The following is an 18,710-nucleotide window of genomic DNA, read 5'->3' on the forward strand; positions in this document are numbered from 1 at the left end:
TCATAATATTATTTCCTTTTAAATATGTCTTTATTTAATACTCTTTATTAGGTTAATCACAAATATTTTAACTCTTTTTTAGTTTTTTTACAATGCTTTTAACTATTTCTTTACAGTTACCTGTATTGTTTCCATTTTTTGTATATAAAAAAAGGCTGTATTTAACAGCCTTTTTTCGAATATATATTATAAGCTTCTAAAAATTCATTTTTCATCTCTTCCCGGAGCTCCAAAGGCTCCAAAATTTCAGCTTCCCCCAGGAACTGCCTGAAATAGAGTTTAGCGTTTTCAAATGATGTATAAAATATATAAATATTATCATTTTCTCTGAGTAATTTAGGCCGATAGTTGGTAAGACCCCTTAACATAATCTTTCCTTCATCGCTGAGTTTAACTTTTATTTCATTAAATTCACCTAGAAATGCATCGAAGTTTTTCCTGACACTATCTATATATTTTTTATCTTTTCCTTTAATTTTTGTTTCCAACACCTCTATAATCTCAAGTTCTTTCAATTTATAATTTATATATTTTTTCTTATCTTCATTGTAGCAGAATAAATAATTTTCGTCTCCCTGTTCCTCCCTTTTTATGAAAAAAGGTTCAACATTCAGGATCTTTTTTTTATATTTAATCTTGATTTTTTGTTTATTTTTTATACCGTTCAATATGGATTTCACCCTATCTTCAAATATAAACAATTCTCTTATATATTTAAACTGTGAGGAGTATGTCTCAAAGAGTTCTCTGAAAAATTCAGCTTCAATTTCAACATTATTTTCCCGGAGAATATCGTAGTAAATTTCTTTGTTAGCTACATTTAAATCAAATTGAATTATTCTTTTTATCGGACGGCCCTGGCTCTGCATTAATTTCCCAGTTTCAATTTCTTTTTTATATTTCAATTTATCCAATATATAATTACATAGTTTATTATTATTAATACCGAATTCCTCGATGTCTTTTTTTAGAAGACGCCATATATCTTCAGACACCGTTACTCTTATTTTTTTCATTGCCCCTCCAAAAAAATACTTTTTACGATTATAACATGAAAGGAGCATGAAAGGCTATACTATAAAGACTTCATTATCTTTGAGTTTTAGATGTTTTTCATTAAATATCTTCAAGAGTTTTTCCACACTTAAACTCTTTTTTTCCTCTTCCTCAATATCCAGTATTATATTTCCTTCGTGTAACATAATAAGCCTGTTCCCATAGTCTATGGCATCCTGCAGATTATGAGTTATCATTATAGTTGCAATCTTTTCCTTTTTTACTATGTCACTGGTTTTATTCATGATTATTTTAGAGGTCTTAGGATCAAGAGCCGCTGTATGCTCATCCAGCAGCAGCAATTTTGGTTTTTTTAAAGTAGCCATGATGAGGGCCAGACACTGTCTCTGCCCACCCGATAAAGATCCAACTTTGGTATCTAACTGTTCTTCTATTCCGAGATCTAACTCCGCTAAGGTTTCTTTATAGAAGTTTTTTCTTTTTTTATTCAATCCAAAAGTTAACCCAAAGACCTCTCCCTTATTATCTGCCATGGATAAATTTTCAAATACAGTCATAGATGGAGATGTTCCAAAAGACGGGTTTTGATATACTTTAGACATAAAACTATTTCTTTTATGTTTAGGAAAATTTGTTATATTTTTGTTGGAAATAATAACTTCCCCCTGATCCAGTTCCGTATTACCCATAATCAGGTTAAAAAGAGTGGATTTTCCGGCTCCATTACTTCCGATTACAGAAACAAAATCTCCCTTTTTCATATGAAAATTAAGATCCGTAAAAATATTTTTAGTCATTCCAAGATTATTTATAAAACTTTTATTTAAATTATTTAATTTAAGCAAGTTTAGCACCTCCTTTGAACTTCTTAATGTTTTTAGACCCCATAATAGCAATTACGATTATAGAAGTAATAAGTTTAAGATCCCCGGGGTTCATCCCCATAGTCAGGGTGATTGAAATAATAAATTTATATATAACACTTCCTAATATAACCAATAAGGTCATGTTGATAAACTTTGTTTCTTTAAATATACTTTCTCCTATGATTATAGATGCAAGTCCTGTAATAATCGTTCCGGTTCCCATTCCAATATCTGAAAATCCCTGGTATTGAGCCAGTATTCCGCCGGAAAACGCAACCAGGGAGTTAGCTAACATAAGACCTATTATCTTTATATTCTTTTCATTGATCCCTAACGAAATAAGAAGAACCTCATTGTCTCCCATAGCCCTCAATGCAAACCCAAACTTTGTTTTAAGTATAAAATCTAAAATCAGCTTAACAGCTATAAGCAGCACAATGATTTTTAAAAGGGAGTTTCCCGACGTGAACATAGTATTGGCATTAAATAGGGGTATATTCGATCTTCCCATAACCCTTAAATTAATACTATACAGCCCGCTCATAACGATAATTCCGGATAATAAATTGGTTATATTATACTTTACATGGATATATCCTGTAATAAACCCGGCTAAACTCCCGGCGATACATGCCAGTATCATAGCAATTATTGGATCTATTCCATTAACTAATGAAACAGCAACAACACTTGCCCCCAGGGAAAAACTTCCATCTACCGTTAAATCCGGGAAATCCAGTATCTTGTACGAAATATAAAGTCCCAATACCATAAATGCAAATATTAAACTCTGTTCCAACGTCCCTAGTATCATTTGAAATCACTTCCTTTTTTTTCGTTAAATTATTTTGACGTTTTTTAGTTTATCGATATTTTTCAGATCAACATTATATTTTTCGGCACTTTTCTTATTAATAATTAAATCGGTATCTTTTAATGTTTCAACTTTAATATTTTTAATGTCTTCACCTTTTAATATTTTCACAGCCATCTCACCAGTCTGATATCCCAGTTTTTCATAGTCAATGGTCACGGTGACAAGGGCTCCCTGCTTTACCTGGTCCTCTATACATGCAATAACCGGGATATTGTGTTCATTGGATTTTTCCAATATTAGTGGTGTTGCAGAGACCACCAGATTATCTGTAGGTGTATACAATGCATCTACTTTGGTTAATATGGTATCAAGTGCCATGGACATATCATTTACAGAGCTTATACCAACTTCTACAAGTTCTATCTGGAGCTCCTGGGCTATGAGACTAGCTTTTTTTATAAGTACAAGGGAATTTTGCTCACTGGTATTATATATAACTCCTATTTTTTTTAAATTGGGTAATAATTTTTTAGCAATTTGAAATTGTTCTCGTACAGGTGCCATATCACTGGTTCCTGTAATATTATCTCCTGTTAATCCTGCACTCTCAAGGTCTGTAACAGCTGTAACTAAAATCGGAATCTCTTTAGTGGCATTATAAACACTCTGTGCACTTGGTGTAGAAATACCTAAGATCAGATCTTTTTTATCTTTCACAAAGGAATTAGCTATAAGTTGTGAATTAGCAAACTCCCCCTGGGCATTTTGAAATTCAATCTCAACGTCTAGTCCGCTGTCCATAAGGGATTTTTCAAAACCTCTACGGGCACTGTCGAGAGCCTGATGTTCTACAATTTGTGAGATACCTATTTTTATTTTTTTATTTTCTTCCTTCTTACACCCGGCCAATACCAATAAAATCATTAATAATAAAATACTTTTTTTCATAATTGATCACTCCTCTTTTTTCTTCATAATTGAAGTTTCACATGATTACCCTTAAAAAAAGTAATTTAACTGCTGTGAAACATTAATATATATTATGGTATCATTTATCAATAAACCCTTGTAGATAACAATAAAATTAAAATTCTGTTCGGTATAACATCTATTTTAACCTAGCTTTTTCTAGGAATTTCAACCTGTTTAAGGATAAACATTTGTTCGGTACTCTTTTAAACAACGACATATATTTGTTTGTTTATAATATTCTCTGTGTTTTAACCATAAAATAATAATATTTTTTAGCTGAATTTTAGTTATTTTTATTTAAATTTAGTTAAACGTAGTTTTTTTTAATTTATACAATAACTATTTAAATGTTATCATAAAAGATAAGAAATAAATTTAACGGAGGTAAGATTATGGATAACACCCATTCTTCAGATTCATATAAAAAAAATCGTGGTTTTACCATGATAGAATTATTGGTTGTCATAGGAATAATCGGCTTATTGTCCACAACCCTTGTACCTAAGCTCAGAAAAGAGCTGGCTAAGGGTAAGGTTGCAAAGGTGCAGCATAAATTAGGTTTAATCAGATCAAAACTCTCCATCGACAGCAACTTTTCCGAAGAATTCCCTGACTTAGTTAACGATGATAATTTACGGAATAAATTTGACATACACTCTACCGAAGCATTTTCATCTGAAAATGGGTCTTATGGTGAGACCGATAGAGTTGTTGGAATCAGAGATAATCAAGGGGGATGGTTTTATAATAGAACCAAGGGTGAGATCTATGCCAATCTTCCCAACGGGGCATATACCTATGATACAGTCTATGAAATCTGGAAAGGAGAAGGTTTTGTTACCCTGGAAGATCTTCAAAATCTGGAAGATGTAGGAAATACTGTAGCCATGGGAGTGGATGAGAATGGGAAATATATAAATAACCCAAGCTTTGAATCGCTGCCTAGGACAGTCAATACATGGAGTCTTTTTAATGAAGATGAGATTGAACATTGGCAGACTACTGCTACAGATGGTCAGATAGAAGTATGGAATGATGGTTTCCAAGGGGTTAATGCTGTAGAAGGAGATTATTTTCTAGAACTCAATGCAAACCAGGTTGCTTCTCTATATCAGGACATTGTCACCATCCCCGGAACCACTTTGGTGTGGTCTGTCAGTCACAGGGGAAGAACAGGGACCGATACTGCTGCTCTGAGTGTAGGAGGCTCTGGCGGTGATCTGGATTTACAAGAAACCATGACAACCGGAAATGATGGCTGGGTAACCTATACCCAGGAATATGTGGTTCCTGAAGGACAGACTGTCACCAGGTTTTCTCTGGACTCTATCGATTCAGCAAGCAGCAGCCTGTCGGTAGGAAATTTAATCGATAATTTTACAGTAAGTGTTAAACTCGATGAATAATAAAGCAACGTGACGTTGCATCCAGATAGGCATAATCGAGGGTTTTACAATTTTTATCGCAAAATTCTGTGGTTACGGAGTAAACTAATAGCATTATGCCCCTTACGGGTATAATTTCCTAGAAAATAAAAAAATCATCATAGATATATCTATGATGATTTTTTTATTTTTTTATTCTTTTATTTCCTTATTAGGGTTTTTATAAAACAACTCTCCGTCTGCATCTATTAAAAAATTAGGAGTGTTCACAGTAATAAATTTAACTGTCTTATTGGTATTGTTAATCCAGTTATGGGGAGATGATGTTAAATAATGTGCAGTATATTCTGGATATAAATCCGTTTTTACCCCATCCACTACAAGGGTAAGTATCCCTTCCAGCACATATATAAATTCCTCCCCCTCATGTTCATGTTCCTTTTCTAATGCTGCGTTTTTCTGTCCCGGTAAAAGTTCAATGAGTCTGGGAAGCAGCTGCTTGTCCTCTATTACTTTAGAAAGATAGTATTGGATAGAATTCCCTCTGGCAATTGGTGAAACTCTTCTTTCATATGATTTCATCACATAGCTCTTTTCATTTGCTGCATGAGTAAAAAAGAAGCTTATATCAACATCAAATATCTGTGATAATTTTTCAAGATCATCGATTGCAATACTGGTCATTCCTCTTTCTAATTGAGATAAAAACCCTACTGAAAGATCTGAAAGTAAACTTAAATCTTTTAATGTTATTTTTCTTTTAGTTCTTAATTTTTTTATACGATTCCCTACAGTTTTGTTCATAGTAACTCCTTTTTTTTAATTTCCCTCTTTATATTTTAACACACTATCAATATAAAACAAATACGATAAATAAAGAAAAACTTATTTCCTCCATAAAAAGTTTATAATTGCTTTAAGATGTAATATAATCAATAATAAAACAAAAAATCGGCCCCTTTATATAGGTGAGGGAGAATTGATTTTAGGAGAAAAAGGAGAAAGACCGGCAGGAGCTCCTGCATACCCGGAATTATGCTGCCATGATAACTTTGACGGATTATGGTATAATAAAAAAATTAAATATAAAATTTTACAGAGGAGATAATCAGATGAATAAGAAGATTGGATTTATAGGTTGTGGAAATATGGGAGAAGCGATGTTAAATGGGATTATAGATTCCTTCGATAATAGTGATAAGATCTATGTCTTTGAAAAAAATGAAGAGCGGCAAAATGAATTAAAGAAAAAATATGGGGTAAATATTTCATCTACTCCCCTTGAACTGGTGAATTCTAGTGAGATGATCCTGGTAGCTGTTAAGCCTGATATCTTTCCCCTGGTTATGGACGATATAAGGTCTGCCGTAGATGATACCAAGGTAATCATATCCATAGCTGCAGGAGTGACCATTGCCGCCATTGAGAAGGGATTGGGAGATAACGCTAAAATCATTCGTACAATGCCAAATACACCTGCCTTCGTAGGTTCAGGGATGACCTCTATGAGTCCAAATAAAAATGTGACATCTGAAGAAGCTGCTATAGCTAAGCAGATTTTAGAGGGATTTGGAGAGGTGGAGGAGATTCCGGAAACTCTTATCCACAGTGTAATAGGTGTCAGCGGATCTGCTCCTGCCTATGTATTTATGTTTATAGAGGCCATGGCAGATGCTGCTGTTTTAGCAGGGATGCCTAGAAATAAGGCATATAAATTTGCCTCTCAGGCAGTGATGGGATCTGCTAAGATGGTCTTAGAAACCGGGATGCATCCGGGAGCCTTAAAAGATATGGTATGTTCCCCTGGAGGAACAACTATTGAAGCTGTGGCAGAATTAGAAAAAACAGGATTTAGATCTTCTGTAATTTCTGGAATGAGAAAGTGTATGGAAAAATCTAAAGAGATGAGTAAATAAAGTTTTTATTATAATCTACAGAAAAAAAGGAATAGGTCGCCCTATTCCTTTTTTAGCTTTTTAACTTTCTTCAATCACTTAGCCACCAATGAACACCAATTTTCACTAATAAAATTAGATACATTTAAATTTCTTTATTAAGTGATAGAGAAATTTAATATTCGTATATCGATTAGTGTAGATTAGTTGCAAAATGGTTAGAGGGTTTATATCTTTTGATATTCTACCCTGTTTCTGCCGTTATTTTTAGCCTTATAGAGCAGGTTATCTACTCTTTCCAAGGTCAAATCCAGGGTATCTGCTTTCATATTTCTTATAACCCCCATACTGGCTGTAACAACAACATCATTTTTCCATTTCATCTCTTCTATTTTTTTTCTCAAACGTTGGGCTATGATTATTCCTTCAGACAATACTGTATCGGGAAGTAAAATTAAAAATTCTTCCCCTCCATATCTTCCAAATTTATCCGTGTCTTTTATATTATATGATATTATTTTACAGACTTCCCTTAAAACTTCATCTCCAAACAAATGACCGAATTTATCATTTAATCTCTTAAATTTATCCAAGTCCAGCATTATCAGGGTATATTCTGATTTAAAGTTTTTTGATCTTTGAATTTCTACCTCTATAAAACTTATGATCGCTCTTCTATTATATATCTTAGTCAGTGGATCTGTTTTAGATATGTATTTTAATTCTGTTTCCCTCTTCACTATCTCATAGTTCATGTTTTTTATGGCATCTTTTATAATTTTTAATTCACTTTTTTCCCCTATCATCTCAGTCAATTTATCTATGTTTTTGGTATAATCCCCACTGGAAATACTGTTAACTATACAGGATAATCTATCCAGGGATCTATCAAAAAATTTACCGAAAATAAACAATATAGTGCTTATTATAAGTATAACTATCACTAATATCATAAACACCACATCTTTAAGTCGGTAGAGAGGTGCATTAAGATCTTTTTCAAAAACAACTCCTACTAAGACTGCATCTAGTTTTTTTAACTTATAGATATGATATATTACCTTCCCCTCGGGGGTATTTTTTTTAAATTCATGGATATTTAAATCCATATCAGCTATATAACTAAGTTTTTCTTTATCCTTATCCGAGCCAATAAGCATCCTGTTATTTTTATCTAAAACAAAAAAACTTCCTTTTTCTCCAATTTTATATTCCGATAAGGTTTTTGAGATTACAGACAGGTCCAGCAGGGCTGTCAACACTCCCTCTACTCTGCCGTTTACTTCTATCTTTTTAGAGATTGTAACTACAGGCTCTTTTGTCCCGACATGTATAAAGATTTCAGACAGGTAATAATCCTCTGAATTTAACGCTCCTATATACCAAGTTCTTGTGGTAGGATCATAATCAGATGGCAGATTTTGATCTCCTGCGTTTTTATCAAAAAATATTTGTTTTTCAGCTGTTCCGTAGGCTATAAATTTAACTGTATTTTCTAAGGTCGATAATTTCCCCATATGGTGGAGCATATGATCGGTTCTTTCTTTATCGCTGCCCCCATTACGGATCGCCTCTAAATAATTGTCTTCATTTTTATAAACCTCTTCCAAATAAATGAGCATTTCAAGACTATTTGATATTTTTTCATCTAGATATTTTTCTATAGTTCGGCTAATGAATTCAATTTTTTCCTCTTCCAGTTCCTCTAATTCTTCTGAAAAGATAAAATATGTAGCCATTGAAATTATTAATATGGGGATAATTGCCGTAAAAAAATTAACTAAATATATATTTTTTTTTAAGTTCATTTAATCACCTCGGTATAAATATACCTCATATGCTCGTCTTTCCTCCATTAAGCAGTATTTAAAATAATCTTGATAGGATTATAGTCTGAAAAGGAGTAGATATAGTGTAGTATCTAAAAGATTATTATAATTTAAATAACGAGGTGGAAATATGGAAAAAAGATTTGGTACATTTAATGGAGTTTTTCTCCCTACCTTCCTTACAATAATTGGCGTAATTTTTTATTTGAGGTTTGGATGGATAGTGGGTAATGCAGGAATATTAGGAACCCTGGGGATTGTTGTATTGGCTCACATCATCACTATCTCTACTGCTTTTTCAATGGCCAGTATCACTACTAATATGGAAGTGAAGGGGGGAGGAGCTTACTTTCTTATCTCAAGAAGTCTTGGTTTAGAAATAGGAGGGAGTATCGGGATTCCTCTATATTTATCCCAGGTAATATCGGTATCCCTTTATATCCTGGGATTTATAGAATCCGTTAAGCTTATATTTCCAGATATAAATACACTTTTACTTTCTGTGGGAGTCACGGTAATAATAGGGGTTATCTCCAGTATTGGAGCAGACCTTGCAGTAAAGATGCAATACGGTATATTCTGCCTTATCCTCCTTTCACTGGGTACAATTGTTAGTTCCGGCAGTTACGACTATGTCCCCAGGTCTTTCGGAACATATGTGGAAAGCGGTAATTTTTGGATGACATTTGCTGTTTTTTTCCCGGCAGTAACAGGTATCCTGGCAGGGGTCAGCATGTCCGGAGATCTCACCAATCCCAGAGAAAATATCCCCAAAGGTACATTTTATGCTATTGGAGTTACATTTTTAATCTACACACTCCAGATATTTTGGTTTGGATTCAACATTCCGGCAGAGGAGCTCATCAGCAATAAGCTGGTACTTATAAGTAAGGTTAATTTTCCTGTATTTATTATCGGCGGAATTTGGGCTGCGACCCTTTCTTCTGCTCTGGGAAGTATGATCGCGGCTCCGAGAACTATGCAGGCTCTGGCTAAAGATTCAGTTCTACCTTCAATTTTAGGCCGTGGAAGCGGTAAAGCTAACGAGCCTCGAATAGCTACTTTTATAAGTTTTATCATAGCGTTTATATTTATAATAATGGTCAACCTAAACTTTGTGGCTCCTGTTATCACCATGTTCTTTCTAAATACCTATGGGGCTATAAATATGGTTGTGACCCTGGAAAAATTAGTTGGCAACCCAAGTTTCAGACCGACTTTTAAAACTCATTGGGTAATATCTTTAATAGGAGCATTTGGATCTTATAGTGTGATGTTTTTAATCAATTTTACAGCTACGATTATATGTCTTGGTTTTACTCTTATGATCTACCTTTATATCAGTAAAAAAAATATTACTCGTACGTGGGGAGATCTGAGAGATGGACTATTGGTATCTATTATCAGGATGTGTCTTTTAAGACTTCGATTCAATAAAAAGCAGGAGAAAAACTGGAAACCTGATATCATTGTTTTCTCTGGAAATCCAAAAAATAGAAGTAATTTAATTTATTTGGCTAATCATTTTTCCAAGGGACGCGGAATAATTACTCTTGTCAGATTTATTTTTGGACATATAGAGGAGATGCAGGACAAAATTAAAGAGGCCAGAGAAAACTTAGATTCTTATCTGAAGGAAAATAAAATTTTAGCCTTTTCTGAAGTAGTCGTAGGAGAAAATATGGCAGATACTTTCCTCGAAACTGTACAATCCAGTGGTATTGGGCTTCTCAAGCCAAATACCGTTCTCATGGGAATGTCAAGGGATAAAGAAAATATCAAACCTCTTGTAGAATTTATGAGGAAAATTAATTATTTGAACAAAAACACCTTAGTATTTTGTCAAAATGAAGATGTAAATTTTTTCGAAGAAAAAAATTCTATTGATATTTGGTGGAGAGGTCTGGAAAACAATGGTAATCTTATGTTAACAATGGCCCACCTGATCGCCTTGAATGATGATTGGGAGGGTGCAAAAATAAGGCTTTTGAGTGTCGTGGATAATGAAGATAAAGTCGTCTATAGAAAAACTATTTTAGCTGAGATGCTTGTAACCTTAAGAGTTGATGCCCAAGTGGAGATTATAGTTTGCAAGGAAAATATCAACAAAACAATAAAAGAAAACTCCTCCGAGGCAAGTTTAGTTTTAATAGGCCTCAGCCTCCCTGAAAAAGATCATGAGATCTTATATTACAATAAACTTATGGATATGAGTGAAGGGCTCAACTCCGTTCTTTTTGTCAGAGGAAAATTAAATTAAAAAAAAGTAAAAACCAACTGACATAATTGTAGTTGGTTTTTACTTTTTTAATTTTTATTCTATATTTTTTCAAAGAATAATTTATCTATTGGAGAGTTTACAGGAATATTTTTTTTTATTTGTCTCCTCTTAAAACTTTATAATTATTTTTTTACAACTATAACTAAGTGTTCGGTAGCATCTCGCCTACTTTAATTTAATTACGGTAACAGTTGTTGTTTATGTGTTATAGAAGGAAATTATTATAAATTGAGTATATTCTATAAAATTCTTAACTGTTTCAACTTATTTTTTTATTGATTAAAAGGAGGTCAAAATGGAGAAAAGTGATCATGGTCTTTTTGTGCTAAGGTTGGGGTTGGGTTTATTTTTCCTGGTATTTGGTATTCTAAAATTTGTTAGTCATGGACCAATGTTAAATATGGTGTACCCGATGTTCTACAAAGGTATGGCAGTCTCTAATTATATTTATTTTTTAGGCGGGGTACAGATCTTGCTGGGAATAATGGTTATAATTGGATGGAAAACTTGTCTGGCTTCAACTATTTTAGCATTGATGCAGCTTTCAACCATTATAGTTACAGTGCCGAAAATTATTGCACCATTTAAGTTTGCAGAAGGAATGCCGCCTAACTTTTTATTTTTTGGTGCTATTCCAATTTTAGGGGCTTTAATTGCCCTGATGCTGATTGGACCTGGAAAAATGAGTTTAGATAAAAAATAAATTAATCCTGGACAAAGAAAAAAGATCCTAAAATTTTAGGATCTTTTTTTGATTTATTTTTATTCCCATTTAAATGTAAATATTTTGAATTTTGTACTTTAAAGATTCACCCAAAAACTATAAACTATTTCATGAATAATTAAATTTTAATGAATAATCAAATAACTTCCCAAGATAAAGTGAAAAAAATAACTGTATAATTACAATAAGAAGAATATTACCTTCTGTAACCGTCGAAAGTATAAAAATTGATGAGGATAATAAAATTAAATGTCTCCAACAGGGAGATAGATCACCTTAATTTAGTAGATATAGTATTAGTTGAACTAATACTAATTTACCCTTCTCACCTCCCCTCCCCCCAAGATGGGGGAGGAGGAGGTTATTTATTTGGAAAATTAGATTCTAAAAAGACATCTCGATCTTTTCAATTTTTAGGAGAGTTTTCTCTCCTTTTTTTATAAAATATTATAAAAAATACAGGTTTTCATGAAAAAATTAAAAACATTGTAAAAAACTTTAAAAAGAGTTAATATACCTATGATTAATATGTAGTTTATTAAGGAAATCATTGAAAAAATATGACTTTTATTTGAATTAATACATTGGGATTTGCTTTATCGTATTTACAAGGAGGTAAGTTATGTCTTTAAAAATTTTAAAAAAAGCGATTGAATTACAACAAAATATTTCATTTGACTATAATAATGAAGGAGAACGAACAGGTAATCCCCATGCGGTTTATAATCATATAAATAAAAATAGAACAAAATCAGTGAAAGTTGATATCGAGCAGACTTCAGGTTTTAGTTCTGAACAAAAGCCGTTTTCTAGTTTTAGACAGTTTGATTTAGATAAAATATCAAATGTTAAATTAGAAGATGATGAGTTCAATGTATCGGGTAAATATAATTCTAAATCAAGTCGTTATAATGATGCGATAATTAAGCTTTAGGTATAAAAGTAAATAATGATTATAAATATCATCTAATCCAATAGCCCTCTGGAGTTATGGAAGAGGTAAGAATAATAAAACTACCTTCAGTAGCAGCTGATCAAAGAGTTTACATCCTATAGTATATGTGACTAAGCTTGTAGGAAATATTAAAAAAAGATAGTGAAAACTGTCTTTTTTTTTACAAAATATTATAAATAATACAGATTATTATAAAAAAAGAGTTAAAAATATTGTAAAAAAACTGAAAAAGAGTTAAGATATTGTTATTAACCTGTTATTCAGTAAGGAAACTCTGGAACTTCCCCCTGGCCCCGTCTTTTTTTCTAGCTGTATCCTCTGTCTTTAAGTCGCATTTAAAATGAATGATTGTGTATCATTTATTTTAAAAATCGCGCCATTGGAAGAAAATAAGGAGAAAGTTCAGAGGTCTAGGGTTTATATTCTAGAGAAGTAAGATAAAGCCACTGAAAGTAAAGTTATAAAGTTAATTTCTGAAAAAATACTGTAGTTATATTTAGTAAAAGCAATCAGGGAGGAAATATGGGACTAAACTGGAATGATCGGCAAAAAATTATTGAAGATATTCAATATGAAATACTTAATTTAGAAGAATATGAAGGATATCGAGGAAATGATAAACAGAAAGAATTTATTGATGAAGTATCTAATCCAGTCATCAGTATAACAAAAGATCTTTTCTTTTATAATTTACATGAATATTCTAAAAATCTTGAAGAAGAATACCAAATTCGTGAAATAGACATTGTAAAAAAAGAAATAAAAAGAGAGTTACTTTTATTTATAAAACGAAAAAAATGGATAAACAAAGACCGAATAAAGAGGTTATAAAAAGTAGAAGAAATTTTAAAAGATAAAGGCTATAAATTTTTAACGGTCAAAACAATAAGTGAATCATTAGACAATATAGCATATGCTAAAACAAGGCTTTTTTATGAAAAAAATTGGGTTTCTACCCTTAGAAGAAATCGTTGAAATACGGGGAGAAGAAAGCCCATGTTTAATAATGATTAAAACACTGTAAAAAAATATACTTTGTTCTCTCTAAAATAATAATATGATTTGGATTCATAGAAATCTCCTCTAATGTTTGGTGGTACAGGCATTGGCAGGATTTTTCTATGGGCCTTTTTTTTTTATTTAATTATCAATTTTGTATAAAACAGTATTTTATAAGATTCCCTCTAAAAAATTAGTAGATTACAAAAAAATTACTGCTGACCTATTGTAAAAAAACTAATCTTACTATTAAATTAGAGGATTTTTAATTTTTTCCTTTAATATTAAAGAAACTGATTTTATAAATCATCGATCTAGTTCAGACAAAAATAAAAAAAGGGGAGAAGTCTAATGGAGAAAAATAATCTTTTTATTAAAAATGCCAAAGCAGTGATTACCTGTGATGCTAAAGATCAACTCTTAGAAGGTGTAAATATTTATATAGAAGACGGGGGTCTTCCCCCCGATACTGTGGTCCAAAGTGTAGAAGAAATTTTAGCTGATTCCGAAAGACTCATAAGGAAATATCACGATCCAAAACCATTTTCCATGAGACAGGTTGTCTTAGCTCCATGCTCCCCATTCAGCGTTACAGGAGAACTCATGAAAAAATCTGCTGAATTAGCCAGGAGGTACGGAGTGAGGCTTCATACCCACCTGGCTGAGACTATGGATGAAGAAAAATTTACCCTTAAAAAATTTGGAATGAGACCTCTTGAATACATGGAAAGCTTGGGATGGATAGGAGAAGACGTCTGGTATGCTCACGGAATTCATTTTACCCGTGAGGAGTTAAAAAGATTGGCTGAAACCAAAACAGGAGTGGCTCACTGCCCTATTTCGAATATGAAACTTTCATCTGGTATTGCAAAAATATCCGAAATGATTAAACTGGGAGTACCTGTAGGCCTTGGTGTTGATGGGAGTGCCAGCAATGATGGGTCAAATCTTTTGGAAGAAATAAGAGTGGCCTTCCTTCTGCAGAGATTAAAATACAGCAATGATGCTCTCAGTGGATATGATATTCTTAAACTAGCTACAAACGGCGGAGCTAAACTCCTTGGAAGGGATGATCTCGGAGAAATTTCCATAGGAAAAGCGGGAGATCTTTTTATGATTGATTCCACTAAATTGGAGCTGGTAGGTTCCCAGTATGACTATGGGTCTATGCTTGGAACCATTGGGGTAAAGGGAGCTGTAGACTATACCATAGTAAATGGAAATATAGTTGTAAAACATGGAAAATTGGTAAATATAGATGAAAAAGAAGTAGCCCGAAAAGCCAACTCCTTAATTGAAACTTTAAATTCTAAATAATTATTTAATCTCTGTTGCAACAATTTAAATGTGATAAAATATCCTAAAAAATTAGGAGGAGATCATGGAATTAAAAAAATTGGGGGGAAATAATGAAAAAAATATTATTAACTTTAATGAGTTATAGAAAATCAATTAATAAAGATCAGTTACATAATAAAAAAGGAATCTATTATAAAAAAAATGAAGAAACTCCATACACAGGAAAAACTATTGGCTATTACGAAACTGGAGAAATCAAATGTAAAGAAAATTATAAAGATGGATTAAAAAACGGTAAAGTGATTGGCTATTATGAAGATGGAAAAATCAAATATAAAGAAAATTATAAAGATGGGGAAAAAAATGGGGAATGGATCAGCTATCACAAAAATGGAAAAATCGAAACTAAAGGAAATTGTAAAGACGGGGAAAAAAATGGGAGATGGATTACCTATTATGAAACTGGAGAAATCAAATATAAAGAACATTATAAAGACGGGGAAAAAAATAGGGAATGGGTCAGCTATCACAAAAATGGAAAAATCGAAATTAAAGCAAATTATAAAGATGGGGAAAAAAATGGGAAATGGATTACCTATTACGAAACTGGAGAAATCAAATATAAAGAACATTATAAGGATGGGAAAAAAAATGGGGGATGGACCAGCTATCATAAAAACGGAAAAATCGAAAATAGAGTAAATTATAGAGAGGGGGAAAAAAATGGGAAAGTAATTGGTTATTATGGAAATGGAGAAATCAAATATAAACAAAATTTTAAAGATGGATTAAGAGATGGTGAATGGACTACCTATTACGAAAATGGAGAAGTCAAATATAAAGCAAATTATAAAGATGGGGAAAGAAATGGTGAATGGACTAGCTATCACAAAAATGGAGAAATTGAAATTAAAGCAAATTATAAAGATGGATTAAAAAATGGGGAATGGATTTCGTATTACAAAAATGGAAAAATCAAAGGTAAACAAAATTTTAAAGATGGAATTATGTATTAGTTTATTTGAACACTGTATTTTGTTAACCTCTTAAAATTTCCAAAATAAGCATTCTTAGATCATTATTTAATTACAAAGGATGTTGTTATAGATAAACTCTTTGATGATGATATAGTCACTCAAAAGGCAGGCGGTAGAGATATAGATCCTTTCTTTTGACGACGAATGTGATACAGACAAATAAAAATCAACCTTAAAAGGACACTATTCTAGTGTCCTTTTTATTTTGTCTTTTTTAAAATCATCTCAAATAAATGAAATTATAAGTATTGATGCAAATATAAGTACAACTGTAAGGATTAATGCTGCTGCTATTACCGTAATCCTGGAGATCATATCCCCCTTATCAGTAACATCATAGATATCTATCCAGGTATCCATTAGCGGTGAAACAACGTTTTTCGTTATCCAACCACTTTCCTTATAGATTTTATTCAGTTTTATTTCCCCCAGTTTTATCTCTGCCTGGGCTTGGCTATATCTGTTATCCAAGGAATTTAATTCTTCCCCTGTAAGGGCGGTACTTCTTAATTTATCTATCTTGTTCATTTTATCTCTGTGAAACTCCAGATTCTTTTTTAATTGGTATTCTTCTTTAAATGTACTTATAAAATTTAAATTATCTTTTATATTATGATAATATGTTTCAAATTTACGATTCCAATGTTCATCATTTTTATCAGCTGCGTTACTATTAGATAAGCTTGAAATTAATATTATAAACAATAAAGCTATTATTATTTTTTTCATTTTATCTCCTCCCTTCTTAAAAAATAACCTCAATATTTAATATTTCTATTTTTTTATTTATTTCCTGCTGGTTTATAAAATGAAATGCAATTTTTTCTGAAAGCTTCAAATTATATATATTTCATAACTTCAGCTTTTTTTTAGTATTTTTAATTGTTGCATAGTATACTTAAAGTAGATGTTTGGATTCAAAAAAATTTTAAAAGGGAGATTTTATGATATATCTATACAAAAAAATTGCTTCAATCACTATATTTATCTATTTTTTAATTTGTATAACTTCAAAAGGAGAGGATTCAATAAATGTGTTGTTTATTTCCTCTTTTGAAAAAAATATTCCCGCTACTGTTTCCCTTGAGAAAGGTCTTTCTAAGGCATTTAAAACAAGTTCACAGAAAGAGAATCTTTTTTTTGAGTATATGAATTCTCAGAAATTACAAAAAAAATCTTATTATTTTTATAGTGATTACCTGAAAGCAAAGTATTCAAATATTGAGTTTGACTATATTATCTGCTGGGGGTTTAATGCCATAGAGCTGCTTACTTCATCTAGAGATATTTTCCCAAATGCCAAAAGGGTCTTGCTTGAAGGATCAAAAAAAATTGTTAAAAAAGAACTTTTACTTGAAAGTGATCTGATAATTAAAAGCATACCAGATTATTCTTCCACAATGGAAGAAATTTTTAGAATAAAAGAAATAAAAAAAATTATTGTTATGGGGACCTCTGATAAACTAGGTCAAAATCGGGTTAATATACTAAAAAAAATTATATCCAACTTTGAGAAAAATATAGACGTTGAATATTTACTGGATAAAAATATTAATGAGATAACTAAAAAACTTAGAATCCCAGATGATTACACAATTGCTTTTTACCTCTTAATGCATTCCGATGGTTTCGGGAAAAAAATGACTCCCTATGAAGTTTCTGAAATAATATGCAGAGACTCAAATATTCCAGTATTTAGTTTTTGGGATCCTTTATTTGAAAGTGGTATTGTAGGAGGAGATTTAATTAATTTTGAAGTCATAGGAGAAAAAACAGGAAAACTTATTTTTTCAGAAGACAACAAAAATTACAAAGAGATATCCCCCATGAAGACTGTCTATGACTACAATTCATTGAAGAAATGGGAGATCGATGAGGATAAAATACCACCTTCTGCCACAATAGTCAATAAGCCACCGGATTTTTTTGTTAGATATAAAATGCAGATATTTATCTTTATACTGACTGTAATTTTTATCGTAATAATTACTTTTTTAATCTACAGACAGTATTTAATGAGAAAAACAAATAAAAAATGTTTGGAATTATATGAGGAAATCCAAAAGAAAAACCAACAGCTAAATATAATTTCAGAACTTGATCCCCTTACCGGCTTAAAAAACAGAAGGGCTATTGATAAGATTATAAAAAATGAATTAGACAGAAACTCCAGATATGGTAACTTTATGAGTATTTTACTCATAGATGTGGATCATTTTAAAAAAATAAATGATATCTATGGTCATAATATAGGAGATAAAGTTTTATCTGAAATTTCCAAACTGTTAAAAGAAAATGTAAGATCAACAGACAGTATATCAAGGTGGGGGGGAGAAGAATTTTTGATTGTGGCTGCAAATACCAATCTTCAAGAGACTATGAAATTTAGCGAAAAAATAAGAAAAAAAATTGAAGAATTTGATTTTACTAAGGCTGAAAAGATAACTGTTAGTATTGGAATCGCTGAATACAGGACAGGGGAAACATTTAATAAATTATACGAAAGAGCTGATAAAGCTTTATATTCTGCAAAAGGTAAAGGAAGAAACAGGATTGAATTTTAAGAATTTATATTTTCTTTTGTCCTTGTGGAGGATCGGAGTTAAAAAAAAGACCAAATTATAAAATTTGGTC

The 18,710-nt window shown here is 31.7% G+C and carries 17 protein-coding genes; 10 read left to right on the top strand and 7 right to left on the bottom strand.

Annotation, left to right across the window (positions count from 1 at the left end; genetic code table 11):
* Positions 1-161 precede the first annotated feature (161 nt).
* Genes DYH56_RS06825 through DYH56_RS06840 form a run of 4 tightly spaced genes read right to left on the bottom strand, consistent with a single transcriptional unit; the run spans position 162 to position 3,648 of the window.
* Positions 162-1,016 (bottom strand): WYL domain-containing protein, encoded by an 855-nt coding sequence (locus DYH56_RS06825; RefSeq protein WP_114642123.1) that lies wholly within the window; start codon positions 1,014-1,016, stop codon positions 162-164.
* Between the two features lie 54 nt (positions 1,017-1,070).
* Positions 1,071-1,862 carry an ABC transporter ATP-binding protein gene (locus DYH56_RS06830; protein ID WP_114642124.1) on the bottom strand — a complete coding sequence of 264 codons (792 nt, stop codon included), beginning with the start codon at positions 1,860-1,862 and terminating at the stop codon, positions 1,071-1,073.
* Positions 1,855-2,697: an ABC transporter permease gene (locus DYH56_RS06835; RefSeq protein ID WP_114642125.1), complete on the bottom strand. Its 843-nt coding sequence runs from the start codon at positions 2,695-2,697 to the stop codon at positions 1,855-1,857. The genes DYH56_RS06830 and DYH56_RS06835 overlap by 8 nt, the downstream gene beginning before the upstream one ends.
* A 24-nt stretch (positions 2,698-2,721) precedes the next feature.
* Positions 2,722-3,648, bottom strand: a complete 927-nt coding sequence (locus DYH56_RS06840; RefSeq protein WP_114642126.1) for an ABC transporter substrate-binding protein — start codon at positions 3,646-3,648, stop codon at positions 2,722-2,724.
* Between the two features lie 416 nt (positions 3,649-4,064).
* Between DYH56_RS06840 and DYH56_RS06845 the strand changes: the two genes are divergently transcribed.
* On the top strand, positions 4,065-5,078 hold the full coding sequence (locus DYH56_RS06845; RefSeq protein WP_114642218.1) for a DUF642 domain-containing protein: 1,014 nt from the start codon (positions 4,065-4,067) through the stop codon (positions 5,076-5,078).
* A gap of 171 nt (positions 5,079-5,249) precedes the next feature.
* Here the strand turns inward: DYH56_RS06845 and DYH56_RS06850 are convergent, their stop codons facing one another.
* Entirely contained in the window at positions 5,250-5,861 is a 612-nt protein-coding gene (locus DYH56_RS06850) for a helix-turn-helix domain-containing protein (RefSeq protein WP_114642127.1), read from the bottom strand.
* Between the two features lie 124 nt (positions 5,862-5,985).
* Here DYH56_RS06850 and DYH56_RS16250 point away from each other — a divergent pair, with 124 nt between their 5' ends.
* The gene (locus DYH56_RS16250) at positions 5,986-6,165 is read left to right on the top strand and encodes a pyruvate formate lyase family protein (RefSeq protein ID WP_500797403.1); all 180 of its coding nucleotides are present in this window, start codon (positions 5,986-5,988) and stop codon (positions 6,163-6,165) included.
* Positions 6,166-6,169: 4 nt separating this feature from the next.
* The gene (gene proC / locus DYH56_RS06860) at positions 6,170-6,973 is read left to right on the top strand and encodes a pyrroline-5-carboxylate reductase (RefSeq protein WP_114642129.1); all 804 of its coding nucleotides are present in this window, start codon (positions 6,170-6,172) and stop codon (positions 6,971-6,973) included.
* Positions 6,974-7,179: 206 nt separating this feature from the next.
* Here proC and DYH56_RS06865 read toward each other — a convergent pair whose 3' ends face one another.
* On the bottom strand, positions 7,180-8,760 hold the full coding sequence (locus DYH56_RS06865; protein ID WP_114642130.1) for a sensor domain-containing diguanylate cyclase: 1,581 nt from the start codon (positions 8,758-8,760) through the stop codon (positions 7,180-7,182).
* Between the two features lie 151 nt (positions 8,761-8,911).
* Between DYH56_RS06865 and DYH56_RS06870 the strand changes: the two genes are divergently transcribed.
* From DYH56_RS06870 to DYH56_RS06900, 6 genes are all read left to right on the top strand, one after another.
* The gene (locus DYH56_RS06870; protein WP_114642131.1) at positions 8,912-11,041 is read left to right on the top strand and encodes an APC family permease; all 2,130 of its coding nucleotides are present in this window, start codon (positions 8,912-8,914) and stop codon (positions 11,039-11,041) included.
* A gap of 316 nt (positions 11,042-11,357) precedes the next feature.
* Positions 11,358-11,765 carry a DoxX family protein gene (locus DYH56_RS06875; RefSeq protein ID WP_114642132.1) on the top strand — a complete coding sequence of 136 codons (408 nt, stop codon included), beginning with the start codon at positions 11,358-11,360 and terminating at the stop codon, positions 11,763-11,765.
* 643 nt (positions 11,766-12,408) lie between these two features.
* The gene (locus tag DYH56_RS06885) at positions 12,409-12,720 is read left to right on the top strand and encodes a hypothetical protein (protein WP_114642134.1); all 312 of its coding nucleotides are present in this window, start codon (positions 12,409-12,411) and stop codon (positions 12,718-12,720) included.
* Positions 12,721-13,263: 543 nt separating this feature from the next.
* Positions 13,264-13,572 carry a hypothetical protein gene (locus DYH56_RS06890; protein ID WP_114642135.1) on the top strand — a complete coding sequence of 103 codons (309 nt, stop codon included), beginning with the start codon at positions 13,264-13,266 and terminating at the stop codon, positions 13,570-13,572.
* A gap of 519 nt (positions 13,573-14,091) precedes the next feature.
* Entirely contained in the window at positions 14,092-15,057 is a 966-nt protein-coding gene (locus DYH56_RS06895) for an amidohydrolase family protein (RefSeq protein ID WP_114642136.1), read from the top strand.
* Between the two features lie 92 nt (positions 15,058-15,149).
* Positions 15,150-16,055, top strand: coding sequence for a toxin-antitoxin system YwqK family antitoxin (locus tag DYH56_RS06900; RefSeq protein ID WP_114642137.1), 906 nt, complete (start codon positions 15,150-15,152; stop codon positions 16,053-16,055).
* 246 nt (positions 16,056-16,301) lie between these two features.
* Here the strand turns inward: DYH56_RS06900 and DYH56_RS06905 are convergent, their stop codons facing one another.
* Positions 16,302-16,805, bottom strand: a complete 504-nt coding sequence (locus DYH56_RS06905) for a hypothetical protein (RefSeq protein ID WP_114642138.1) — start codon at positions 16,803-16,805, stop codon at positions 16,302-16,304.
* Positions 16,806-17,224: 419 nt separating this feature from the next.
* On the opposite strand from DYH56_RS06905, the gene DYH56_RS06910 reads away from it, so the two are divergent.
* Positions 17,225-18,640 (top strand): GGDEF domain-containing protein, encoded by a 1,416-nt coding sequence (locus DYH56_RS06910; protein ID WP_158539090.1) that lies wholly within the window; start codon positions 17,225-17,227, stop codon positions 18,638-18,640.
* Positions 18,641-18,710 lie beyond the last annotated feature (70 nt).

Origin of the sequence: Psychrilyobacter piezotolerans, assembly GCF_003391055.1 — a bacterium.
In the GTDB taxonomy this organism is placed as follows: domain Bacteria; phylum Fusobacteriota; class Fusobacteriia; order Fusobacteriales; family Fusobacteriaceae; genus Psychrilyobacter; species Psychrilyobacter piezotolerans.